This window comes from Klebsiella sp. WP4-W18-ESBL-05 (genome assembly GCF_014169075.1).
Lineage (GTDB): Bacteria > Pseudomonadota > Gammaproteobacteria > Enterobacterales > Enterobacteriaceae > Kluyvera > Kluyvera ascorbata_B.
In genome coordinates, this window is sequence record NZ_AP022057.1 from 4086840 (window position 1) to 4110799 (window position 23960).

Here is a 23960-nt window from a genome sequence, read left to right on the forward strand (position 1 = left end):
GCCTTACCCGGCCTACGTCGCAGGTTGTAGGCCTGATAAGCGAAGCGCCATCAGGCGCTCCCGCAGATTACTCGTCTAACATCACCACTTTGCCAACATACGGCAGATGACGATAGCGCTGGGCGTAGTCGATACCGTAGCCCACCACGAATTCGTCAGGAATGGCGAAGCCCACAAACTCAACCGGCACGTCCACTTCACGGCGGGACGGTTTGTCCAGCAGCGTGCAGATAGCCAGCGACTTCGGCTCACGCAGGCTCAGAATCTCGCGCACTTTCGACAGCGTATTGCCTGAATCGATAATGTCTTCGACGATCAGCACGTCTTTCCCACGGATGTCTTCATCCAGGTCTTTGAGGATCTTCACGTCGCGGGTGGTAGACATACCGCTGCCATAGCTGGATGCCGTCATGAAATCGACTTCGTGCGGTACCTGCACTTCACGGCAGAGATCGGCCATGAACATGAATGAACCGCGCAGCAAACCCACCAGTACCATTTCGCTGCCGCTATCTTTATAGCGTTCGTTAATCTGACGACCCAGTTCGGCGATACGCGCTTTGATCTCCGCTTCCGGGATCATCACTTCAACAATATGTTTCATAAACTTTATATCTCACTGATTTTAATCAGTTAAAACCAAGTTCAAGCTACGCAATTCAGTGAGTATTGATACACCGGTTGATATACGGATTCTCGCACAAATCTGAAATGATGCGACAGCATGAGCACAGTAGAAAGGCGGCGAGTATACAGCATAGTGGGCGAGAATAAAAAAAGCACCGATTGAGATCGATGCTTTCTGTACTTCCACTGTGTGTCAAAACTCAGGGAGGTTCTCTAGGTTGTCTTTAGCAGTACCATTAGGCCTTGTAGTAATATAGTTTGTCCCATTAACTGGGTCCTTTATCACTTTTTGACCTTTCTTCCATTTACCATCGTCGCCTTTGAAAATGGTGTAAAACGTATAACCGCTATCTATCTTACTTACTACCCACTGTCGTGTTTCTGATGTCCCTTCACCTACAGTGTCACCGTTATCAACGTGCACATATACGTGAGTAATGTGGGTGTGGGAATCATTATATCGGACCTTAGAAATAAGGTAGTTAGCCCATTTTTCGATCATATTTCACCAAAGGTTTGAACAGGAAAGCCCTGCAACACACTTATAAACAACAAAACAGATTTTTCCCATTCCACAAGTCACATAAATGGGTATTAGCAAGACCATTTCAAAGTCGCAATAGGCCGAATTCAATACGGGACACGTGAGGTTACTAGAAAATTGCTATATATCGTTCAACGAGGTGGACTATCAGGCTTCTTCCATTGAAAAACAGGGGCAGACATCCGCTGCCGGTGTCGATCTCTAGCAGCTAAAGAAGTAGCCACACGAGTACGGATAAGTAGTCGTTCCTGAGCATTCAGTTCAATGCCTTGGTAATCATCCCGTAAATTAACAGACGCTAAAAGTAGAATTTTCTCGTACGATAAACGCAGGAGATTCTGCATATGAAAACATCAAAATTTAGTGACAGCCAAATTCTGGCGATTTTAAAACAAGCCGAAGCTGGAGCACCTGTTCCTGAGCTGTGTCGTGAGCATGGCATGAGTTCAGCCACCTTTTACAAATGGCGAGCTAAGTTTGGCGGGATGGATGCGTCAATGATGGCGCGCCTGAAAGAGCTGGAAGCCGAAAATGCCCGACTGAAAAAGATGTATGCCGAAGAGCGGCTCAAAGCCGAAATCCTCAAAGAGGCTATCGAAAAAAAGTGGTAAAGCCGTCGCGCCGACGGGAGTTGGCGCAAAAGGCGGTGCAAAACCATTCCATTACCATCAAGTTTGCATGTGGTCTATTTGGGCTGAGCGAAACCTGTTACCGCTATCAGGCCAAACTCAGTGATGAGAATGCTCAAATCGCCGACTGGCTGCTTCGGTTAACTGAGGCTCACCGCAGCTGGGGTTTTGGAATGTGCTTTTACTTTTTACGCAATGTGAAACGCTTTGGTTGGAACCATAAACGGGTGCTTAGGATTTACCGTGAGCTGGAACTTAATCTGCGGATCAAGCCGAAGAGGCGCTTAAAACGTGATGTGCCTGATGCATTAGTGGTGCCGGAGTCGATAAATCAGTGCTGGTCTATGGACTTTATGCATGACCAGCTCGAGGATGGCCGCAGCTTCAGACTGCTTAATATCATTGATGATTTTAACCGCGAAGGATTGGCGATTGAGGTCGACTTCTCGCTGCCAGCTGAGCGTGTTGTCCGCACTCTCAATCAAGTGATTGAATGGCGCGGCAAGCCCAGACAAATTCGCAGTGACAATGGTCCTGAATACATCAGTGCTTTACTGGCGGAGTGGGCAGCAAAACATGATGTTGAGCTGAAGTTTATCCAGCCTGGCAACCCGCAGCAGAATGCCTATGTGGAGCGGTATAACCGTACAGTTCGCTACGACTGGCTCAACCAATATTTATTCAGCAGTATTGCCGAGGTACAAGAGCATGCGACAGAATGGCTTTGGTTTTACAACAATGAACGACCAAACAAAGCAATTGGTGGCATACCACCGAAATACAAGCAGGCTTTAATAACGCAACCTTCTACTTCTAACGTCCATTAAAAATGGGATGATTACCCCTTCTTTACGAGCAATCTCAAGCAGAGTGGCTTCGATTGTGTTATTCATCAACATATTCAGCCCCATACACTAGGATAGAAAAAGGCCAGCCCCGTAGGGCCGAAATAACAGGAGCCTACTGGCACACTTTGCTTTAGTGGTTGTAGTCGGCCAGGGCGTAAAGTAGCGAAGGAGTAACCCTCCGCATGGCTGTTTCTTCAGTCTCATCACTCATTAGTGCAAGGGTGTAATCCCGGCATTCAAAGATCACATCGCTAGCGGACAGACCGAACGCACCACCAGCAATGATCTGTCCAACTTCATGATCTGGCGTTTCAACAATCGACAAGCGATAGCCACCAAATGTGACAGGGGGATTATTCGGCCCTTTACTCAAAAACAGGCCCACTGCTTGTGCAGCTAGTTGAGCATGCTCTTCCAGGAGCATACCGGCCGCTTTGTTAGCGTCGCCAGCTATAATGCGCTTTATCTCGGTCACACTCATATCCACCGGTTCACGCCCCATCGACTTTACCTCCCTAGCCGATATGGGCTTGCTCTTTGCATTCTTTGTACGCGGGTCGCTGCTACTACGATACCGGGCCAGATAAGCATCACAGGCCAGTTGGTCAATCTTGCCGTCCACTCGTGCGGGGAAACCTTGCTTAGCCTCCCAGTTGTAGAGGGCCTGACGACTTAGCCCTGCGTGTTTAGCGTACTGACTCACACTCATCAGCGACATATTTTTTCTCCTGGGTAATTATCATTGGCAGGCAATGTGTCAACCCACCAGCGGGAAACTGTCAATCAAACTGTAAAGCGCCAGCTACTTGACACTTTTTCTGTCCGGTTGACACTTTTCAGGCAGAAAGTGTCAATCTGACTGTCAATCAGGATCGGCGGTTATTCCCGGTAATCCCTTGCCGCTCAAGGGAGTTAACAACCCAGCAACCGGAAAAAACTTAGTGTAAAGTGTCAATCAAATTCAAAACCTGTAGCTAGGAAAACACTGCGGCGCGCAATGCCCGTGCCTTACAAAAGTCTCAGGAAGGACCCATTTTTATATACGGTCACCTCCTGAGTGCCTGTCGGTATCAATAATTCATTGGCGTGGTGATCCGTCCATTATTCTCAACGTTGTAGGTCTTACGTTCACCCTTATCATTGACCATGGTGATTTCAAGCTTCAGCGTCTGATCGGACATTGCCTCTTTAAGCGAACGAGCCAGGTTATCAGTGAGCGTACTTTCACTACGGCTCCCATTCTGAATTGGCTGCAAAATTCCTGAACCTGCAGATTGCCCATTAATGGGGATATCTGGAAAGCCGTCACGTTGGCGGGCTTCACCTTTAATAATTTGCTGGTAATTATCGAGGACCGCATATGGATAAGCCTGATTTTTTGGCCCCCATCGACGGCGGTCATATCCTCCGTGGTAATATCGAAGCGCCAGAGGTACGTCGCCACCTGACCTCTGTAAGTTTTCGGATAAAATTTGTGCTCCAGCATTAATATTCTGGTTTGGGTCTTTCCAGTCCGTTATCCCGGTGGCTTTGAAGTTCGGGGGGATTATCTGCATTAACCCACGAGCATCAGCGTCACTAATAGCATTAGGATTGCCACCAGATTCTTGCATCATAATGGCTTTGAGTAGACGCGGGTCGACGCCCCATTTTTTGCCAGCATCGCTAAAAATAGAATCATACTGACCCCCTTGGTTATATGGCACATTATTTCTACCTGGAGCCTGAGGGCGGGTAATGGCGGACATATCGTCCAGTAATTGTTGTGCCCTGTCCTGGTTATAATAATGTCTGCGGTATTTATTTCTCGCCTGATCAGTCATAACGCCAGCAGTCAGCTGGTTTTTTTCATTCCCATCGAGCTGTTTGATAAACTCAGGGTCGCGCAATGCTCGGCGCATTAATGCAGAATCATCCCCTTTGTTTTGTCCCGAGAAGCGACCAATTGAGATATTGTCAAAGTTGTTCTCAAGCATATCGGATGCGCCACGTACAGTATCTGTTATGCCGTTATTATCAAGGTGCGAGTAAATTTTACGCTCGACTTTAGACTTAAAGCCATCCCATGAGGCACTGACCTCGTTTATTGCAGAGTTAAAGTCCGTCAGTTGCTGATTGAGCGTGGGATCGACTGTCAGTCCAACTTTATCGGCTTTTGCCAGAAGGGTTTTCATTCGCGCCCCCTCACGCATTAACGCCAGCATTTCAGGTGTCAGACCAAGACTGTCAGCGATTGACTTCTGTTGTTCCGGGCGGTATTTAGGGAAAATTCTCGCAATTTCCTGTAACGTTTTTAGCGTATCAACAGACCCGTCTTTATTTTTCTGTATCTGCACACCAATTGTCGCAAATGCCGCCATCATGCCCTGATTGCTGCCGCTACTTGCCTCCTTCAGCGCCTTCGCAAATCCCTCAATAGACGAACTGGCGCTCTCACTATCAGCGCCGACAAACTGCAACGCACCAGCAAGGCGAGAGAAGTCGTCTACCCGCATTCCGGCATTTTTAGACGATACGTCAAGGTTATAGGCCTCACGCGATGCTTCCCGGTAGCTTTCAGCCAGTTTTCCAGTTGCGTAGGCAACACCACCAATAGCACCACCGACAAGGCCAATCTTCGCCATTTTCTCCAGCTTTCCGGAGATATCCCCAACCATTTTTAATGGTGGGACCATATCACCGATATACTGCACATTATCTCTGGCGCTTTGGGCCATCAGCTCAAGGCGAGAGTTATACCCGTTCAAACCATCCAGTGTTTCCTGCCCACCGAATTGCAGCCCCGTTCTGGTTTTATCCAGCTTCGGCTGCAAGTCATTCAGTGATTCATTAATACGCTCAATTGCACCACTGACCTTATCGTCAGCCACCAGCTCAAAATCAAATGAATTAGACATCAGCACTATCTCCCACCAGGATAAAGTCTTCAGCCGTTACCGGCTCTATAAATTTATTTAATGCCGCTGTGGCCGCGTTCATACAAGCCAGATATCCATTTCCATCGCTGGTTCTGACACTATGGAGATACGCCTCCATATTCTGCATTTCTTCAGTCATCAGCTCCCAGCCGGGGCAGAAACGTTCCATTTTCCGAACGGTATAATTGCTTAGCGCTCGCGGGGACTTCTCCAGCACACTGATTGCTTTCTGGTGAGGTATGCCCTGTTCAATAAGACGGAGAGCAAGTATGGGGTTGTGTTTAGCTGGTTCGCTGCTCGCAATATAGTGGGCCTCTGCATGCGCTGACATCGTAGTGACATCATTTGTTATCGGGGTGACAGAGGCCCAAAGGCCACCTGCCACAGCCATGGGACTGTTATTCAGGTGGCTGAAAGTCATGGATGAATTTCTCCATTTGAGGGCTGAGAAACCACAATAGCCCCGGATTTAAGACCAGACTTAATCATCTGCAACTCATTTCGAGGTGCGGAGGGCTTACCACCAGCTGTACGGGTATCGCCTGGCAAGAACACACCGGTGGAACGCATTTGATTGTTTCTGGCAACAATAGCCCTGGCAACCTGCTCCTGATATTCATCGTCAGCTTGTTTTCGGGCCGCAACATTATCCGGGGTATCAGGATCGGAAGCATTTTGGTCCAGACGAAGATTTTCGAGCATCGCCTGCTTTTCATCATCAGTAAGTGGTTCTTCAAGCGATTTAAGCGTTTGAGATGCACGATTCCGGGAAGCGTGATAACCGTTCTGATCATTATCGCGAATGGATAGCTGCATGGCAGTTCTGGATTTTTCCTCATCGTTGAGAAATTCCCAGCCTGGCATATTTTCTTCCATGAAATTAGCCGTGAACTTTGATAAAGCCGCAGGCTCTTCCCGAAGGCGAGCACGGATTTTACTGGAGCTTAGTTTCGTTTCACGTAACAGCTTAACCGCCAGGACAGGGCTATTCTTCCCTTCCTCTGATATTGCAACGTTATGCCCCCGGCTATGCTGACTGGAAATACGGTAAGAACCGGCTGGTTTCAGAGTCTGGGTTTGCTGCTGGTCCTGCACCACAATCGTTTGAGTAGCCGCAGCATCAAGATGTGCAAAGCTACGCTCTTTTTTGCTCATGGATTTTTCCCGCTGTCGAAGTGTTGGCTTTTGGGAATTGCGGACGTTATTTGCGCCACCAGTAAATCCAAGGAGTGCTGTTAACGATACTTTTGCCATCAGAAAGCACCTCCGTGATAGCTCAGCGCCTTATCCACCAGCTTGCGTGCGATTTCATGGATTGATGGCTGTATGCCAAATTCAGAACGTTTACGCTCCTCTTCCTGAATGCGTTGCAAAGCTTCAACCTGACCACGCGTCAGTAGCACTACTTGTGAGTTTTGCTTCTTGTTCATACCACCCCCCTGATGTTTATACAGTGATTGTAGTTGCTGATTATGAAACGATCAATACATTCATTGCATAAAATGAAACGATAATGATATGAAAAAGGCGATGTAACAACATCGCCAATCGCTATCAGTGGTGGTAACTGGCTATCTTATTTTTATCAATCGGCCACCAGCGATGTTCTGCTCAAGTTCCCAGCCCATTTCTCTGAGTTTCCCCATAACAAACCATTGCGCCTTGTCTACATCTTTTACGTTCGCATGCTCGCTACAGAATGTTGCATAAGCACGGATGGCCGACTCTCTTTCTTTATAAAAAAAATAATTACGAAGAGGATGCTTTCTTTGAGCATATACAGGAGAGTCCAGCTCAGGATACCTTTCTCCCAACCAGGATTCGAACTGAGCATTTGTCAAATCAAACACCTTCCCATCAAGTTCGACCCAGTAGTGATGATGATCCAGCGTTCTATGACTTCCTTTAACAACTCTGACAGTAGCCTCTGGCACAAGCCACGTAAAAAATAAGCTAAGATACACAGATGCGCCCTGGCATGCATTTGTCGGAAAACTATAAAAAAATGGTATTCCTATCTTATCTAATTTATTGCGATTGCTTTGAAACACACTGTGTAAATCTTTGGCAAACTGTATCGTTAGCTCCTGCATAAACTAAACCTTATGATTATTAATCACCTATATGAATATCATTTGAAGAGAGCAACTAATGCTGCCACTAAGACCACTATCAGCAAAAAATATTTCATGATGTTATTTTTAGCATGTGGTTCTTTATTCATAATTTTCATGTCACTGACAACAATCACATCCTTATCTTTTATCTGATTGCGATTTCCTTCAATCTTATTGATTTCAATATTACGATTGGCTTCTATATCAACTTTTAGCGACTCAACCCAATCGGAAGGTTTTAAAGTGTCTTTATCAAGATTAAGTTTTTTACTAAGTGAATTCAGCATTCGTTTAACTGTAACTTTTGGGTCAAGGCATAAAGCATCAACGCAACTCTGTAGTGCCCCTGAGTTATCACCCAAAAAGGCTTGAATCTCAGCACGTGATTTTAATGCCAGAGCACCATACGACAATCCATGGAACATGGATGAACATGTACTCAAAAATCGTTCAAGAGCCTCCATCGCCTCGGCACATGTTTCAGGTGTTTTCCCATGCAACTCAAAAAAATTAGGCAAAGCTCTCATCGTTCCATAATCAGCAGTCTTCACGCGGCGCATATAGTAATCAGCGCGGTCTGAAATACCTCCATCATCATTAACTAACCAGGTACCATAGTGATCTGTCTCAACACAAATATTTCCATCATGATTAAATGTATAGCCTCTGGCCCATCCCCACTCAGGCCCTACCGAATAAATTTTACGTCCAGTAGTTACATCTAATTTAATGAATTTACCTGAGTCCTCAGACGTTGAGTTACAAAGTTGAACATATAAATATTTTTCACATGGAGATAAGACATGATTAAACTCTAAAGCACCAAGTTTGATATTTATACTTGAACCATTCGCTTTGACATGAAAGGTTGTCTCCAGCTTAGGCAAATTTTCCTTAGTTGATACGCTTGCTACCATTTCTCCCCTCCGAATTCCACCCTTACAAAAATCAAAACATTACAAATCGCTTTAACCATTCTGATTGGATTTAAACCTACCAATTTCGCCCAACCAATGATCCAAAGTCACAGACGTATCGTATATATGTTCACTCACGCTAGGGCTAGGTTTGGCTCCACGACGAATTTTATCGATCGAGGTTAAGTAAACATCATTAATAGCTGGTTCGATAAATGCTATTTCAAAGTCTGATAGTTCACCCAGGGATTTCTTTTTTTGTATTATTTTACGAGCGTCTTGTACATGTCCTTTCAATTCTGTAATTTGTGCTGTAATCTCAGGGTCTGATTTATAATTTGGATACTGTTCATTTAATGCTTCTTCGATTAATTCAAGGCGTTTTTTAATTTCAACCAGTCTTTGCATATTCCATACATCTCCATTAATGATAAAAACATTCTACAACCCTGCTGTGAATCCTTAACCAAACTCCATCAAAGATACCCGTTTAATGAAAACATTAGTGCGAGGAACATCACTCTTCCCCGTTAGGTACACATACAGCCAGCAGACAGTTGGACAATCAAACCATATCAAAGGGTGGTTAGTTTAAACAAATTTAAATCCTATCTGTATACACAGACAACTCTTATCTGGTGCGGCTTGCAGGCTGATTTTCTGCATTTTTGTATACAAGTTTCACTATTTATGCACAAGGGGTGTATACCCCCGAAAGCCAGCGTTGACGCGGCTTTGGGCGTAGCACTGTATAGTGCGTAAGGTGTGAACTCCTTTTTGCTGTTTTATTCAACAGATGTTAACCACTAGGATTTTTCTAACTGGTCAGAAAGGCGAGGTTTCCAATGACCAGGCAACTTTACGCGAAGAGGCGAACGGTATGCCGGAGAATAATGATTACAGGTAATGATCAACATCCATCCCTACCTGACAGGAAAATAACTGCACCCAAAAGAGTGCAGCCAGATAAATTCTGGTTCAATAACCTTAAACCGTACGGTTAATACCACCATCTTCAAGCCATTTCATTACAGCTTTGCGGCTATAGCGCGTTGGGTATGTTAAAACCGGCATCGGAAATCCATAATTTTTGCGAAGCCGCCAGACCGCAGTCTTTTTCTTACCGATCAATTCAAATAATTCACTCTCTTCCATAAAATCATTTTTGGTCATTACTTCCCCCTCAAAATTAAATTAATAACATCCACCTCATGAATATTATTAAAATGTCACTCCATTAGTTTTTAAAAATTTAACACGAGCAAGTATGCTTTGCTCGTGCGCCTCAAAGGCTTCGCGCTTTAATGCAATCTCTTCCTGCAAAATCTCATCTGAAAAGTCGTAGTGTTGTGCCATCGGGTCATCTGACTTGCTGGAGTGGTGAAGGCACAGGAGGCTTATTTCCCTTCTATCCGATCGGGAATAGCCTCTTTCTTTCATCAGGGCAATAACATTACTCTTAAGGAATTTACGACACATCGTATTAAATGCACCTTCTTTCCCTTTTATGGTTCCATCGTGCTTAATACCTTTGACAGCCCCTTCCGGGCTGTACGTTTTAACCAGTTGATCCAGTGACCGTTTTGAAAATGGCTGCATCGGATCACGAGGTTGCAAGAACACATAATCGTTATTGCACTCAGAAACTGAATCTCGCCAGGCTTTCTGCTCATCGATAATTCGCCGAATTTCGGGTGTTATCGGTAGGCGAAAAGCCTTTTGTGTTTTCATGGCCCCACGCATACCGCTCACGCCTTCAGGATAAATAATTTCACCAGCATTCTCGTTAACATAATCCCAGCGTAGGTTATGGACATTTATAGGACGAACACCAGTGATGATCATGAAGCGTACAGCATTTTTCTGGTGCACTGAGGTGCATGCAGCCACATTCAGCCATAGACGGGAAATTGATTCGATATCGGTAAAAAGCCGTGTAGGAGTCGGTTTCTGCACACGAGAAGATACATAATCATCAGGCAAGCTAGCGGCCACATTGCGACCGTTGCAAAGCATCGGGGCACAAAACCTCCAGAACCGGCGAAGTTCAGCAAACAATTCCAAAGCGTTATTGTTGGAACGGGTAGCGATCCACTCATCCAGAACCTCCACCAGCCGAATATATGTCACTTCACTGAATACCTCTCGCTTACCAAACATTGATTTTATCCGGTCCATGCGTACCCCATAAGTGGTGAAACTATCCGGGCTCAACCTTTTCCTAGCAACCTTACCTCTCAAATCGTCTCGATACATTTCCAATGCTGCGTGTACAGTTTCAGCACGAAGCCCTCCCTTTGCCATGTCTAACGCTTTCTCACGGGCTATCTGAATAGCAAGTTCAGGCCATTCCCCGAGTTTTTTACCCTTTAGCACCATCTTTTTGGGAAACTCAGCGTAAAATGTCACCTTGCCCGCTTTACTAAAATCAATACGGAGGTAGCTCTCTTTTTCGTATTTGGAACGGCGAGGTACACCAGAGGCTAAGAGGATTATTTTGGCGGCGGAAACGCAGGTTTTAATGCAAGCATTGGTATAGGGAGGTTTACAGGCATCCCATCTCTCTGATGCGGCTAAAACATCATTATTGTGCTCAACCTGTTTATATATTGTGGTTCCATCAACTAATTCGATACCTGGTTCTGTCATTTTTCTTTTCACCTCAGATATAAAAATTAAAAAATATATGTTTAAGTGTTCACCTGTTCACCATTTATAATTTCTTAATTAAATTCATATTGTTACATGGTGAATACTGCTCTCTTAGGTATTCACTAGTGTTCACCCTACCCTTCACCCTATAGGGAAAAAGACAATCAAAAGGTGAATAGGTGAATACTTGGTGAATACTTAATAAATAAGTGTTCACCCCTTAACGCTCTGTTATTGATAGAATTTTTAACAGGGTGAATACTGGTGAACACTTTATCTATAACTTTACTCTACCCCAGCATTATCAGGGATAGCTGCACACGATGGCATCCAGTCGGCAGAATCATCATGCAGGGTTACGTTGGAGCGTATGCCATGCTTTGTTTTCCGCTTCTGGTACTCCTTACCGTACTCAGCCATTGCGCCAGGCATATCTGTGCCAAACCGCATCAACGAGACTGGTTTGCTCAACCCATTGGCTCGTATATATGCCAGATATGCGTGATACAGATACTTGCGCGGGCTAAATGGTACTATCTCAGCATTGCCGATAAACATCCCATCACACGCTACTGACGCCATCAGTGATCTTGACCCTCCATCTCCGAACAGCTTTTGTATCTTAAGTTAACGATGTCCGCTGCCGCCGGTATTCCCTCGGGGAGTGATATCCCAGCGCGCTGTGCGGGTGGTTTTCATTGTAATGCGTGAACGCTACTGCAAGGTTTCGCAGTGCTGTTCTCACATCCGGTTTTGGCATGAACGCGATATAGTCTTCTTTCATCGTTTTCACGAACCGTTCGGCCATGCCATTACTCTGCGGGCTGCTCACCGCTGTTGTGCAGGGCTCCAGATTCAGCTCTCTCGCGAACCTCCGCGTTTCATACGCGGTATACGCTGAACCGTTATCCGTCAGCCACTGCACCGCTGTGTCGGGCAACCTGTCGCCGAAGCGCTTTTCCACCGACCTCAGCATCACATCCTGCACGGTCGAACTGTCATAGCCTCCCGTGCTTGCTGCCCAGTCTATGGCCTCACGGTCGCAGCAGTCCAGCGCGAACGTTACCCGCAGTTTTTCGCCGTTGTCGCAGCCGAACTCGAAGCCATCTGAACACCAGCGCATATCGCTTTCTGCCACCGCTATCTTGCCCTTATGTTCACGCTTCGGTCGCTCTGGTTTGTGATGCAACAACAACAGGTTATGCTCGCTCATTATCCTGTAAAGCCGTTTGGCATTCACAGGTGGCTGTCCCTCTGTGCGACGTTGCTTGCGCAGGATGCCCCACACGCGTCGATAACCATAACTCGGCATATCGCTGATAATGTTGAGGATAGCCGACAGTATTTCTGCGTCTGCTTCTTCATTACGCCGGTTACAGCGCCTGTCCTGCCAGTCGGCAGAACGGTTAATCCGCAGTGACAGTTGCGCACGCGACACGCCCATGGTCCGGCTGACCATGGCTATTCCCCGTCCTTTGGCAACAAGGGCGCGTGCGCTATCCATTTTCGCGACTGACCGTACTCCACGGCTTCTTTCAGGATCTCAACTTCCATCGTTTTCTTGCCCAGAAGGCGCTGAAGCTCCCGGACCTGCTTCAGAGCAGCAGTAAGCTCAGAAGCAGGAACGACTTCCTCTCCAGCCGCAACGGCGGTGAGGCTGCCTTCCTGATATTGCTTCTTCCACTTAAACAGCAGGCTGGGCTGGATACCATGCAGGCGGGCGACATGGGAGACATTCATACCCGGCTCCATCGTCTGCTGGATAATGGCGATCTTCTCCTGAGGAGTTTTACGTTTACGGACTTCTTGCCCTAACAGGATCCCGGTCATCTCAAAATTGGCGTTAGTGTTAGACATATATTCAAGCCTATCTCTTATCTGGAGATACAGCTACTGTCCGGTGTTTCAGGGGGCTACATCACTACTGACGCCATCAGATAGCCGCAGAAATCCACCAGCGAATCACCTTCACGTTTAATAGCCAGGGCTTCTTCTGACTTCTGCTGTTCGTGCAACAAGCGACGGGCATCATCCTGATCTGCAAAACGAGTCAGCAGGTGGCGAATAACCACCGCCAGCTCACCCTCTATCTTCTCTGCCAACATCGTATCGCGTTCGTTTTCTGGCACCACTTCGCTAAAGTTAAATATCACCCGCCGACGCGAGATACCACCGCTGCGGTCGCTGAACGTCATAGCATTGTTATTGACGGCCAGCACCACAGCCTGTATCCGGGTCGAGTACGGCGCTTTGTGTTTTGGGTCGATAGAAACCTTATCACCGCCTGTAATGGCCTTTATCCCTGCACCGTCGCCAGCGTAGCGGGTCATATCCGGCATGATGATCAGCGAGTAGCCAACCACCAGCGCCCTATCCCTCGCATCCTCCAGCGCCTTCATACTGGCCGACACCGTATTTGCCTTGCCCGCCAGCATGGTGCAGATTTCCGCCATCACGCTCTTACCGCTACCACCCGGCCCTGTAACCTCCAGGAATAATTGCCAGTCGTACCGGTTCGCCAGCACCATAAACAGTGCAGCCAGTACGCGATCTGTCTTGCGGTCGTTGTTGGCCACGGAACGGCGTAGCCATTTCCAGAAATTTGGGGCATGGCTGGCCAGCGTTTCCCCTTCGGCAGGTGGGCTGAAAGGTAGCTCACTGGCGATCAGCAGCCAGTCAGTTTTACTGTGCGACCGGAATTGCCCCGTTCGGGTATCAAATACACCATTGCTGAAACCGATAAGATTACGGGCCGTAGACCCCATGACCGGAAGACTCAGCTTCATGGTTTCCACCGCTGATTTAACAGCATTCTGCGAATAGGCCACCTCAGCATCGATATAAATCTGTGCCATCTCGCGCTGTAGCTCTTTATCCGGCAGCGGGTTCCACACCACACCGTTATAGTGATGAACAGTGTCAGAGTCGGCATGAATCGCCAACTCGCCATCGTAATGTGCCAGTAACACCTCACCGCGCTGGCTGGCCCCCATCTGATTGAGTGCAGGGCTAACTTCAGCGTGTTCCTGAGTACGCACTCTCTGGGTGATTGGTAATTGATGAATGTTATTTTCTTCGACTTTACATTGTTCACGCAGCCGGTTCAGATAGTCCCGCCAATCTTCAGGTTCCCGATCTGGAATCCCCTTATACAACTTGGCTTCCTGAACTCCTGCCAGCGCCAGCTTCTCTCCAATGGCATTAATCTGTATCTGCTCGATCTCTCCAGCCAAGTACACACGGGCACTACGGCGCCCATTATCAATTATTTGCAGATTATCCAGCTCGGTCAGTTGCTTTGGCCCAAGATATACAGGGGGCGTAGTGTCTTCGGCAATTTGTTTGCCTAAACCTTCTTCCCATCCCTTCGCATGGGCGTATGCATCAGAGCCAGCAAAGATAATTACCTCTGTAAATTTTTCCTTCGGCTGGCATTTCAGGTTCGGTGCATTCTTCATTTGCTCTCTCCCCTGCTTACAAAGGTAAATTCTTTCACAAACCGTTCCAGCGGAAATACGCAGGGGAATTCGTAACCATCACGGACGAACGTCACCCGATTAAAGGCAATATTGTTCACCGTAATCGTTTCACCGTTCTTTTCCGACCAGCGGTCATGGATTTCAGGACTTTTCACTTTTGTCCCTCCTCCATTCTTCGGAGGCTACGCACATAGTCCGCTGTCTCACTATTTTGATTGAGAGCTTGTGCCATCCTCGGTAAATATCTCAATGCATGGCTGACAAGAACCAGATCACGGCGAGCATCTTCATTGTCATAATCCTCTGAATCAGTTGCATCTAACGCCAGATTTCCGATAAGTGTGAGCACGCTATTAATGGCAAAAGCGCCCGAAGAATACAGATCGCCAGATGCAGCCAGGTCCTCATCGGTTAACCCCTTAAAGTCGGAAGAGCTTTTAACCAGCTGATGGTAAATATCACGCATTCTTCACCTCCATTGGATTAGCCTGCTGCTGAAAATGACGGCAACGTTGAATCGCCATATCAATCAACTCACCAGCGATTTCACTCTCATCGGCTTTCCTCCAATCCATTTCCATCACAGCGCATAACAGAACCTCCAGCGAGCGGAGGTTATCGACCATGTTCAGCGGGTTCATATCAGTCATGGGACACCTCACGAACAAAGTTGATACGGATATGCTTATAGCCATCTTGCTGGGCCAGCAAATTAGCTGCTGATTTAGCATCGTCATAACTTGTGCTGGTCAAGGTGTAGTGAATACCGACAGTGTGGCCGCGTCTGTTAACAGCAAAACCATAAGCCTGGAAGGTTTTACGCATGGCGCACCTCCAGAACCTGAAACGTGTGATAAGGAAGACGGGCGGCAAAAACGAGGTTTACACCCGGCATGGTGTCACGTGCTTCCTGCTCACTGGATGCGTTGACATAGATCACCAACGGTTTAGCGGTGGGATAGCGTTCAGAAGTGGAGAGAAAACGCCATGTAAATTCAGGGCGAGTTTGGGTATGCTGTGATTCAGCCATAGTCGTTACCTCTGATAACGGTTTGTGGTAAGAGGCCCAGTTAGTGTTAGCGCACTGCTGGGCTTCGCTATTTTGACACCTTAAACAAAATAAGGTGTGCACCCACCATACGTTTTGGTGTGCACCCATGTCAATAGTTTTAATTGCCATTTTTTTAGTGTATGGTGTGCTCACACCTAACTTAAGGATGGCACAGATGGCTACGGGTAATACCAACAATAAGTCAGCTAAAAAACACATACGATTTCCCCACGAACTCATTGAAGAAATCGACGCCAGCGTAGAGAGAGAGAGAGCAGAAAACTCCAGTGCTAATTTCTCTGCATGGGTATTGGATGCCTGCGGTCGCAAGCTGAAAGCTGAGCTGCGCAAAAAGGCCAAGGAATCTGGCAAAGACTGACACCCAATATTTGGGTAGCGGCTTAAATTTGAGCTCACCAAAACGAGGGGGCACAAAAGGTCGGATTCGACATCAGGGGTGTGCTGCAATGCAGTATCCCCCAACTGCGCCATTGCCGCAGTTCCTGAAACATCAGGAGATAACTCAACTATTCCCGTATCGCTCAGCCTTTGACCACCAGCAGCTAGCCTGGTAATATAATTTTGCTTTTGATTTATTCCCCACTGGCGACCCGGCAAGGTCGCCTTTTCTTCATACGCAATCATCCGGCACCTCCAACACGTCCAACAAGCCAGCGTTGTGCCAGTTCGGTGAGTTTTGTCTTGCGGGTTGCCGTACGGGTATCAAGATCCAGCAGAGCACAATCACGGCTTTCCAGATAAGCCAGCAGTGCCAGTTGATCTGCATTCATATGGTCACGAACCTGCTTTACCGGAATTTCTTTCTGTTTCGCCCACGTTCGAGGATGCACACCCAGCACAAGGCTATTCAGGAACGAGCATTCATTGCTGTAGGCAAATCCGTGTTGCCTGTCGCCGGTACGCTCAATATAGCCCTTCATTGCATCGGCCATGCTTTTATGATCTTCGCAGGCAGCTACACGATTTTTACGCCAGCCCAGCAACGCCGCCTCGTATTCCTCTGGCGCTACGCGGCGCAGACGCTCTTCACAGTCGATGAAATACTGGCGGGCCATCTTGCCTTGCGCGTTACGTTCAACCATCGAAAGCTCTTTAGCCATATTCAGGCTGACAATGTAGTCATGCTCAATACGCTGGCGAGATTTTGAGCTCGCCCGTTTTGGCGAGGTCAAATATTCGACAATCATATAATCCACCCCTTCGACGAACCCGTACTGCTTAATGCGCCCTTTGATCCAGTTGGTAAAGTCACGCCCTATAGCCAGAAACGTATGCAGCTTACGGCCGCTTACAGCCTGAGTTTCTTTCCCGCCGATATTGCTTAGGGTTACAGGAATTCGCGCAGCAAAATTATTACCAGAAATATCCTTCGGGCTGGTTTCAGATTGAGTTTGGCCGCTACCAGTTAAGGCAGTAATTTTTTTCGATAACATTTTCAGTGCTCCAATATATTCACATTGAGAGCCGCCGCGACAGCGTTAGCAATACTGCTGTATAACTAACGCAACAGCACGCAACAAATGCTCAGTAATGATCTTATCTAAACTGTTTATGCAGACTTGCGGCTGTGCGGATTATTTACGTTTAACACTGAAGGCGGATTACGAACCCACCAAAGAATGTCAGATAGGAGCCATGCGCAGCTGTTACGCCCAAAGTGGCAGCGGGTGGGAAACTTACTATCATTTTCCATATTCCAGCGGGTAGAGCGGGAAAGACTAGTTATTTCCAAGCATTCGGCCTCACGAATACGTCTGTCATATTCAAATCCGTAGTCCCTAAGAATTTGGCGGCGCTGCTCAGCCGTTGGTGGGATGAAAACAGTATTTAGCATAAACCCTCCAGTTAACGCTCTCAGAAGGAACACTTCCTATCTGTTCTGGCGTTGTTTGGAGAATCTTGATGCATATTTCTTTGTATTGAAACCCGAGTTAGCATAACTCGGGGAGGCATTAGGCTAACTCGGGAACCGGCTTACGATGATGGTGTTGGTAGCCTATGAGCCTCACCAATTAATGCTGCAATAGTTTTAATTGATAAGGGTGCTTCACCACTGCGCCAAAACTTATGAGCATGGTCACTAATAGCATTAGCCCAGTTAGTATAATTGTTACACAGTTCGGGGTGGCAATGTTTAATATAAATGGCAGCTTTTAATACTTCTTCCCTATTTTTTGCATGATATTCTGCCACACCAGGTTTTGACTCGACTGATGAAATTTCAGTATCTGGAGGTAATACACCTCCATTATAAAAATTAGGTAATGACTCACCATCCCTACTATCTCTTAACATAATAAAGTCATTTTTCATGACATAGATATCAGTCAAATCAAAATCAATAGGCTCATCACTATTAAAATTAACTATCATTTTGTTTGATACTGACATCCACACTTGGAAGAATTGAGGATGAATCTCATAAAGCTCGGTCAACCCAAAGAATGTTTTAGGTAGTTGCCAAAAGCCACTAAACCCACATTCCAAAGCATCCTTTAAAACAAGCTCACTTCCTTCATAATTTATTTTTGGGTCTGGGCAATTAATATCCCTAATGTTTTTTAAATTATAAACCCTCGAAAAAGAATCAGAAACGATACCTTTTTCAATGAATTTCGTTCTCAAAGAAAGACCTTCATCTGTGAATACCACATACCCTTTTGTTAAGTTAGTTACGTCGAAATTAATGAATAACCGTATTGAACCAGTAGAGGCCCAGTGTAAAAGATCACTCGTTTCATATCCTAATAAACTAGCTGCTCGAGTTATAGGATAATACTCACGTAATGGCATACCCATACCGTCACCCTCAACGCCCCTAAATAATTTGCGGGCCAGGCAGGTAGGGTATCCCGCTTTTCGGTTGGCCGACCTAAATAGCTGCGCCTAATACCGCTACACTTTTGCCTGACCATGTTTTCCTCCGGGGAATGGGCTGGCGGTTTCCATAAAATGGCGGACCTTTTTCAGTAACTGCCACATTGAGCGGCACTGATGATTACGGGTTATCGTGTCATGAAGTGCCTGCCATAGCCGTTCCACATGATTCACCCACGGCGAGTAAACCGGCTGGTAAATTACCCTGAACTTGGGATTTGCTTTCAACCAGCGCTGTGTTTCGCGGCTTTTATGGATAATGTAGTTATCAACGATCAGCGTGATTGTTTTCGCCCGCCGGTAAGTGGCTTTCAGGTGCTTCAGCAGAGCGATAAACAGCGCTGAACTTTTGCTGTTGCCGCCCACGTAGCTGACTTTACCCGTGCCACTGTGCAGTGCGCCGGCCAGATAGTATTTTTCGTTCTGCCCCGGCGTCACTACCCGTTTCTGCTGTCCGCGCAACTGCCAGTCCGCACCGATTTTAGGATTAAGGTGGATATCCACTTCATCTTCATAAAATACCGGATGCTCTGCGCTGCATTCATCCAGCGCTTTGTGGATTACCGCCATCTTTTCATCTTTATGTGGGTCACGGATACGCAGAGTTGGCGCGGCCCTGCGCCATACAAGCCCCGCAGATGGCAACCAGCGGCGAACGGTTCCTGCATGTAACTGGCAACCGGTTATCTCATTGATTTTTATTGCCAGTAATTCGGTGCTCCAGCGTGAACGTTGATAACCAAAATCGCCGGGAGAATGCTTTATCAGCTCACGTAACAGGGTGCAGATATGTTCAAAAGGCCAGCGTCGGGAGCGCCCTGCGGGTAAGGATTTCAGGCCTTCAATACCTGAGTGCGTAAACCAGTTAATCCAGCGACCAACGGATGAACGGGCACAACAGAGAGTTCTGGCAACATCGCTGACCCGTTCACCCCGATGAAGCATCAGCATGGCCGTGAGTCTGCGGGCATGATTTTTATCACGCGTTTTATGAATAGCTTTCTGCATCAGGCGTCGTTCGCCACGGGGTATTGGTACTATGATCGGCATCGCTCAGTCCGGTTGGTGATTTTGGTTGGTTTGGCGATTGATCAGATCGCACAATCCGGGCTGAGTTCCCTTTCAGTGATCTACTATTCCGCGCAGCTATTTAGACCCGCAACATCAGTTTAATTTCTATTCGTTACAGATAACAGAACCACATTTTGATGATTACCCGCAAGAAGCTCTAAGCGGTCATACCATTTGTTCAGCGCGTCCAACTTCTCAGGCAAGTAAAGACTACGGTTATAAATCGCCATAACCCCAGGTAAGGCATGTCCAAGCAACAACTCAACGATATGCGGTGCTATACCCATATTGTTCAGCCCCGTGGAGAACGTGCGGCGCAAATCATGCAACGTCCAAGGCTCGTTATGATGAAAATCTTTATAAAGTCTACGCCCTTTGAGTGAGACAGCCTGTCGAGTGCGTTCTTCACCCAGCAGCAGTCCTGTTTTCCCTGTTTCACGCTTCAGTTCTTCTAACCATGGCCGTATAGCTTCAGGAATTGACCTTACGATCTTCTCGCGTGTTTTGCTGTGCTCTTTGGGTACCGTCCATATCCATGAGCTGAAGTCCCACTCAGTCCAACGAGAGAGACGGACTTCCATTGTTCGCGCACCGAACAATACAAGCAGCTTAAGCAGCCGTGAATAATATGGCTGCTGATCTTCACTGTATGTGCATCTCCATACATCAGCTAGTTCGCTATCAGATAGCACACGGTCGCGCTGCCCTGATGGCTGGCCCACATCCTGAATAGTGAGAATTGCCAAGGCATCACTAGAAGCGTAGCGACGCACCTTACAGAAACGTAATGCCTGTTTGGATATCTGGAACATGCGTCCAGCAGTCATGGGTTTCGTTTGGTTGATTTCATCAAAACAGGCCACCCAATGGCGGGTTTCACATCGTGTCAAAGGATAGCGGCCAAGGCGTGGATAAATATGCTTACGCAGCTGAGCCCTCACAAGTTCCTCGTCACTGCGTTTTCTCTTGGCATAATTCACCAGCCAGTATTCGAGGGCGTCTTTTACTGTTACGGGTTTAAGAGTTTCTTCGGTGCTCAGTTCAATCTCGGTTTTTGGATCAAGCCCGCCAGCAAGCCATTGACGGCATTGCTCACGCTTCTCTCTGGCAAGCTTTAGCGACATATCCGGATACCGGCCAAGCGTGAGACGTTCAAGCTTACTGCCTCGTCCACCTAGTCGATAAGAAAAAACCCAGCTTAACTGGCCCAGCTTCGACGCTTTTACACTCAGCCCTTCACCATCTGCAAACATGGCCGGGGCCTCACGTTTGACGCTCTGGAGTGCCTTTAACTTTTTATCACTCAGCTTGTTAGTGCCCGCCATACCTGCTCCGGCCGTTTTGATTGATACACCGATTGATACACCGCTCGTTGTCACAGTCAAAAAACGCGCATAAACACACGAACAAACAACAATGTATCTTATTGATAATAAGTATTAAATCAGAAAATTCACGAAACCACGAAAAAGCATAAAAACACAAAGTTTTTTGCTTCAACAGTATGTTTCATTTAACTAACCACATGATTTTAAATGTAAATCACTCAACCTGTTAACCAGAGCCGCGAGGTTGATCAGCAAGCGGGAAAGTATACCAGCAAAACGATTCAGGCGGTTAATTGGATAATAAAGCTCATTTTGTGATTTCGATCACACTTGTTAAATCCTATAATCAAATGAAAGCAATAATTAACAAACAAACGGACACCTTTCTATGGCTGAAACAAACTATCAACAACCCCGGCTGCTCGCGAGGCTCACCGCCCTCTTCGCGGCATTTTGTAGCCTGTATCTTCTGATAGGCGGCGTCTGGCTGGTCGCGATTGGCGGCTCCTGGTACTACCCCATCGCTGGGCTGGTCATGCTGGCCGTCACCGTATTGCTGTGGCGCGGCAAACGCTCAGCGCTATGGCTGTACGCCGCGCTGCTGCTGGCAACGCTGATCTGGGGCGTATGGGAAGTCGGCTTCGACTTCTGGGCGCTCACGCCGCGCAGCGACGTGCTGGTGATCTTCGGCGTATGGCTGATTCTACCATTCGTCTGGCGTCGCCTGCCCGTGCCGTCCAGCGGCGCGGTGGGCGCGCTGGTGGTGGCGCTGCTGATCAGCGCCGGTATTCTGACCTGGGCCGGGTTTAACGATCCGCAGGAAGTGAACGGCACCCTGAACGCCGACGCCACGCCTGCTGAACCTATCTCTCAGGTCGCCGACCAGGACTGGCCAGCCTATGGCCGTAATCAGGAAGGCCAGCGCTTCTCGCCGCTCAAGCAGATTAACGCCGACAACGTGCATAATCTGAAGGAAGCCTGGGTGTTCCGCACCGGCGATCTGAAGCAGCCGAACGATCCGGGTGAAATTACTAACGAGGTGACGCCGATCAAAATCGGCAACATGCTGTACCTGTGTACTGCCCACCAGCGCCTGTTCGCACTGGATGCGGCCACCGGTAAAGAGAAGTGGCACTTCGACCCGCAGCTGGGCACCGACCCAAGCTTCCAGCACGTGACCTGCCGCGGCGTGTCTTATCACGAAGCGACGGCGGCGAACGCCTCGCCTGACGTGGTATCCGACTGCCCGCGTCGTATCATTCTTCCGGTTAACGACGGGCGTATTTTTGCCCTCAACGCCGACACCGGTAAGCTGTGCGAATCCTTTGCCAACAAAGGCATTCTGAACCTGCAAACCGACATGCCGGTCACTACGCCGGGGATGTACGAACCGACTTCACCGCCGATTATCACCGATAAAGTGATTGTGATTGCCGGTGCGGTAACCGATAACTTCTCTACCCGTGAGCCGTCTGGCGTCATTCGTGGTTTTGACGTCAACAGCGGCGAGCTGCTGTGGGCCTTTGACCCGGGTGCGAAAGATCCGAACGCGCTGCCGCAGCCAGGACAGCACTACACCTTTAACTCGCCGAACTCCTGGGCCCCGGCGGCCTACGACGCGAAGCTGGATCTGGTGTATCTGCCGATGGGCGTGACCACGCCTGACATCTGGGGCGGCAACCGTACGCCAGAGCAGGAACGCTACGCGAGCTCGATTGTGGCGCTCAATGCCACCACCGGTAAGCTTGCCTGGAGCTACCAGACCGTTCACCACGATCTGTGGGATATGGATATGCCGTCCCAGCCGACGCTGGCGGATATTACCGTAGACGGTAAAACGGTGCCGGTTATCTATGCGCCGGCGAAAACCGGTAACATCTTCGTACTGGATCGCCGTAGCGGCGAGTTGGTTGTGCCAGCACCGGAAAAACCGGTTCCTCAGGGCGCAGCCAAAGGCGACTACGTCAGCAAAACCCAACCGTTCTCCGATCTGAGCTTCCGTCCGAAGAAAGATCTGACCGGCGCGGACATGTGGGGCGCCACCATGTTCGACCAGCTGGTGTGCCGCGTGATGTTCCATCAGCTGCGCTATGAAGGCATCTTCACCCCACCGTCTGAGCAGGGTACGCTGGTGTTCCCGGGTAACCTGGGGATGTTCGAATGGGGCGGTATCTCCGTCGACCCGAATCGCCAGGTGGCCATCGCCAACCCAATGGCGCTGCCGTTTGTCTCGAAGCTGATTCCACGCGGCCCGGGTAACCCGATGGAACCGCCGAAAGATGCGAAATCCAGCGGTACTGAATCCGGTATTCAGCCGCAGTACGGCGTGCCGTTTGGCGTGACCCTGAACGCGTTCCTGTCGCCGTTTGGCCTGCCGTGTAAACAACCTGCCTGGGGTTATATCTCAGCGCTGGATCTGAAAACCAACGAAGTGGTGTGGAAAAAACGTTTAGGTACGCCGCAGGATAGCCTGCCGTTCCCGCTGCCGGTTCCGCTGCCGTTCAATATGGGTATGCCGATGCTGGGCGGCCCGATCTCCACCGCGGGTAACGTGCTGTTTATCGCAGCGACCGCCGATAACTATCTGCGCGCTTATAACATGAGCAACGGTGAAAAACTGTGGCAGGGACGTTTGCCAGCAGGCGGTCAGGCAACGCCAATGACCTATGAAGTAGATGGCAAACAGTACGTGGTGATCTCCGCAGGCGGTCACGGTTCGTTTGGTACGAAAATGGGCGACTATATCGTGGCCTATGCGCTGCCGGATGACGTGAAGTAACGCGAAGTGAGTCGATGTGCCGGATGGTGGCTTCCGCCTCATCCGGCTTACAACGTGGCGACGTGATATACCGCATGCCATCGCTTTGTAGCCCGGATAAGC

At 48.2% G+C, this 23960-nt stretch carries 27 protein-coding genes and 2 pseudogenes; 3 read left to right on the forward strand and 26 right to left on the reverse strand.

Translation table 11 applies throughout. From position 1 onward, the window contains the following. Positions 1-67 precede the first annotated feature (67 nt). From hpt to H7R58_RS25345, 3 genes are all read right to left on the reverse strand, one after another. Complete coding sequence (gene hpt / locus H7R58_RS19630; protein ID WP_106925475.1) at positions 68-604, reverse strand: hypoxanthine phosphoribosyltransferase; 537 nt, start codon at positions 602-604, stop codon at positions 68-70. 216 nt (positions 605-820) lie between these two features. Then, on the reverse strand, positions 821-1129 hold the full coding sequence (locus tag H7R58_RS19635) for a DUF3892 domain-containing protein (protein ID WP_123650782.1): 309 nt from the start codon (positions 1127-1129) through the stop codon (positions 821-823). Positions 1130-1302: 173 nt separating this feature from the next. Further along, positions 1303-1515: a hypothetical protein gene (locus H7R58_RS25345; protein ID WP_227674938.1), complete on the reverse strand. Its 213-nt coding sequence runs from the start codon at positions 1513-1515 to the stop codon at positions 1303-1305. On the opposite strand from H7R58_RS25345, the gene H7R58_RS19640 reads away from it, so the two are divergent. Continuing rightward, a protein-coding gene (locus H7R58_RS19640; protein ID WP_110198830.1) for an IS3 family transposase occupies positions 1516-2627 on the forward strand; the annotation gives its coding sequence in 2 pieces (ribosomal slippage) (positions 1516-1777 and positions 1777-2627; 1113 coding nt in all). It abuts the gene before it with no gap. 151 nt (positions 2628-2778) lie between these two features. Here the strand turns inward: H7R58_RS19640 and H7R58_RS19645 are convergent. The 18 genes and pseudogenes from H7R58_RS19645 to H7R58_RS25510 all read right to left on the reverse strand — a co-directional run bounded on the left by H7R58_RS19645 (position 2779) and on the right by H7R58_RS25510 (position 16022). Further along, positions 2779-3366 (reverse strand): hypothetical protein, encoded by a 588-nt coding sequence (locus tag H7R58_RS19645; protein ID WP_182934503.1) that lies wholly within the window; start codon positions 3364-3366, stop codon positions 2779-2781. 352 nt (positions 3367-3718) lie between these two features. Continuing rightward, positions 3719-5545 carry a lytic transglycosylase domain-containing protein gene (locus tag H7R58_RS19650; protein WP_146145754.1) on the reverse strand — a complete coding sequence of 609 codons (1827 nt, stop codon included), beginning with the start codon at positions 5543-5545 and terminating at the stop codon, positions 3719-3721. Continuing rightward, positions 5538-5987 carry a hypothetical protein gene (locus tag H7R58_RS19655; protein ID WP_053266295.1) on the reverse strand — a complete coding sequence of 150 codons (450 nt, stop codon included), beginning with the start codon at positions 5985-5987 and terminating at the stop codon, positions 5538-5540. Before H7R58_RS19655 ends, H7R58_RS19650 begins: the two co-directional genes overlap by 8 nt. Continuing rightward, positions 5984-6820, reverse strand: a complete 837-nt coding sequence (locus H7R58_RS19660; protein WP_157925846.1) for a hypothetical protein — start codon at positions 6818-6820, stop codon at positions 5984-5986. Before H7R58_RS19660 ends, H7R58_RS19655 begins: the two co-directional genes overlap by 4 nt. Beyond that, a complete protein-coding gene (locus H7R58_RS19665) occupies positions 6820-6996 on the reverse strand; it encodes a hypothetical protein (RefSeq protein WP_172952670.1) in 177 nt (58 codons plus the stop codon). Before H7R58_RS19665 ends, H7R58_RS19660 begins: the two co-directional genes overlap by 1 nt. Before the next feature lie 141 nt (positions 6997-7137). Further along, positions 7138-7659: a hypothetical protein gene (locus tag H7R58_RS19670; RefSeq protein ID WP_053266293.1), complete on the reverse strand. Its 522-nt coding sequence runs from the start codon at positions 7657-7659 to the stop codon at positions 7138-7140. 38 nt (positions 7660-7697) lie between these two features. Beyond that, complete coding sequence (locus tag H7R58_RS19675) at positions 7698-8600, reverse strand: Smr/MutS family protein (protein WP_182934504.1); 903 nt, start codon at positions 8598-8600, stop codon at positions 7698-7700. Positions 8601-8651: 51 nt separating this feature from the next. After that, entirely contained in the window at positions 8652-9008 is a 357-nt protein-coding gene (locus tag H7R58_RS19680; protein ID WP_053266291.1) for a hypothetical protein, read from the reverse strand. Positions 9009-9587: 579 nt separating this feature from the next. Then, positions 9588-9773, reverse strand: coding sequence for a DNA-binding protein (locus tag H7R58_RS19685; protein WP_182289756.1), 186 nt, complete (start codon positions 9771-9773; stop codon positions 9588-9590). 48 nt (positions 9774-9821) lie between these two features. Then, entirely contained in the window at positions 9822-11249 is a 1428-nt protein-coding gene (locus tag H7R58_RS19690) for a tyrosine-type recombinase/integrase (protein WP_182934505.1), read from the reverse strand. A 288-nt stretch (positions 11250-11537) separates the two neighbouring features. After that, positions 11538-11837: pseudogene (locus H7R58_RS19695) on the reverse strand (primase-like DNA-binding domain-containing protein); the annotation flags it as partial. Positions 11838-11874: 37 nt separating this feature from the next. Beyond that, positions 11875-13082, reverse strand: a protein-coding gene (locus tag H7R58_RS19700) for an IS3 family transposase (RefSeq protein WP_089617520.1) whose coding sequence is annotated in 2 segments (ribosomal slippage) — positions 11875-12761 and positions 12761-13082 — 1209 coding nt in all. Because the reading frame shifts where the segments join, the coding sequence is not laid out codon by codon here. An 89-nt stretch (positions 13083-13171) separates the two neighbouring features. Next, a pseudogene (locus H7R58_RS19705) lies at positions 13172-14710 on the reverse strand (DUF5906 domain-containing protein); the annotation flags it as partial. Further along, a complete protein-coding gene (locus H7R58_RS19710; RefSeq protein ID WP_182934506.1) occupies positions 14707-14886 on the reverse strand; it encodes a DUF4222 domain-containing protein in 180 nt (59 codons plus the stop codon). The gene H7R58_RS19710 and the pseudogene H7R58_RS19705, both read right to left, overlap by 4 nt. Beyond that, on the reverse strand, positions 14883-15197 hold the full coding sequence (locus tag H7R58_RS19715; RefSeq protein ID WP_182934507.1) for a hypothetical protein: 315 nt from the start codon (positions 15195-15197) through the stop codon (positions 14883-14885). The genes H7R58_RS19710 and H7R58_RS19715 overlap by 4 nt, the downstream gene beginning before the upstream one ends. Next, complete coding sequence (locus H7R58_RS19720) at positions 15190-15381, reverse strand: hypothetical protein (protein ID WP_182934508.1); 192 nt, start codon at positions 15379-15381, stop codon at positions 15190-15192. The genes H7R58_RS19715 and H7R58_RS19720 overlap by 8 nt, the downstream gene beginning before the upstream one ends. Beyond that, positions 15374-15556 carry a hypothetical protein gene (locus tag H7R58_RS19725; protein WP_182934509.1) on the reverse strand — a complete coding sequence of 61 codons (183 nt, stop codon included), beginning with the start codon at positions 15554-15556 and terminating at the stop codon, positions 15374-15376. The genes H7R58_RS19720 and H7R58_RS19725 overlap by 8 nt, the downstream gene beginning before the upstream one ends. Beyond that, on the reverse strand, positions 15549-16022 hold the full coding sequence (locus H7R58_RS25510) for a host cell division inhibitor Icd-like protein (RefSeq protein ID WP_320108682.1): 474 nt from the start codon (positions 16020-16022) through the stop codon (positions 15549-15551). Before H7R58_RS25510 ends, H7R58_RS19725 begins: the two co-directional genes overlap by 8 nt. Between H7R58_RS25510 and H7R58_RS19735 the strand changes: the two genes are divergently transcribed. Then, positions 15958-16161, forward strand: coding sequence for a YlcI/YnfO family protein (locus H7R58_RS19735; protein WP_182934511.1), 204 nt, complete (start codon positions 15958-15960; stop codon positions 16159-16161). The genes H7R58_RS25510 and H7R58_RS19735 overlap by 65 nt on opposite strands. Positions 16162-16423: 262 nt before the next feature. Here the strand turns inward: H7R58_RS19735 and H7R58_RS19740 are convergent, their stop codons facing one another. The 5 genes from H7R58_RS19740 to H7R58_RS19760 form a co-directional block, all read right to left on the reverse strand. After that, a complete protein-coding gene (locus H7R58_RS19740; RefSeq protein WP_182934512.1) occupies positions 16424-17236 on the reverse strand; it encodes an antA/AntB antirepressor family protein in 813 nt (270 codons plus the stop codon). 116 nt (positions 17237-17352) lie between these two features. Next, a complete protein-coding gene (locus H7R58_RS19745) occupies positions 17353-17637 on the reverse strand; it encodes a helix-turn-helix transcriptional regulator (protein WP_053266284.1) in 285 nt (94 codons plus the stop codon). A 140-nt stretch (positions 17638-17777) separates the two neighbouring features. Next, positions 17778-18602, reverse strand: a complete 825-nt coding sequence (locus tag H7R58_RS19750; protein WP_182934513.1) for a hypothetical protein — start codon at positions 18600-18602, stop codon at positions 17778-17780. A 96-nt stretch (positions 18603-18698) separates the two neighbouring features. Beyond that, entirely contained in the window at positions 18699-19730 is a 1032-nt protein-coding gene (locus tag H7R58_RS19755) for an IS630-like element ISEc33 family transposase (protein WP_001395480.1), read from the reverse strand. A 119-nt stretch (positions 19731-19849) separates the two neighbouring features. Continuing rightward, positions 19850-21076 carry a tyrosine-type recombinase/integrase gene (locus tag H7R58_RS19760; protein WP_182934514.1) on the reverse strand — a complete coding sequence of 409 codons (1227 nt, stop codon included), beginning with the start codon at positions 21074-21076 and terminating at the stop codon, positions 19850-19852. Positions 21077-21467: 391 nt separating this feature from the next. Between H7R58_RS19760 and H7R58_RS19765 the strand changes: the two genes are divergently transcribed. Next, positions 21468-23858 carry a glucose/quinate/shikimate family membrane-bound PQQ-dependent dehydrogenase gene (locus H7R58_RS19765; protein WP_182929456.1) on the forward strand — a complete coding sequence of 797 codons (2391 nt, stop codon included), beginning with the start codon at positions 21468-21470 and terminating at the stop codon, positions 23856-23858. The last annotated feature ends 102 nt before the right edge of the window (positions 23859-23960 follow it).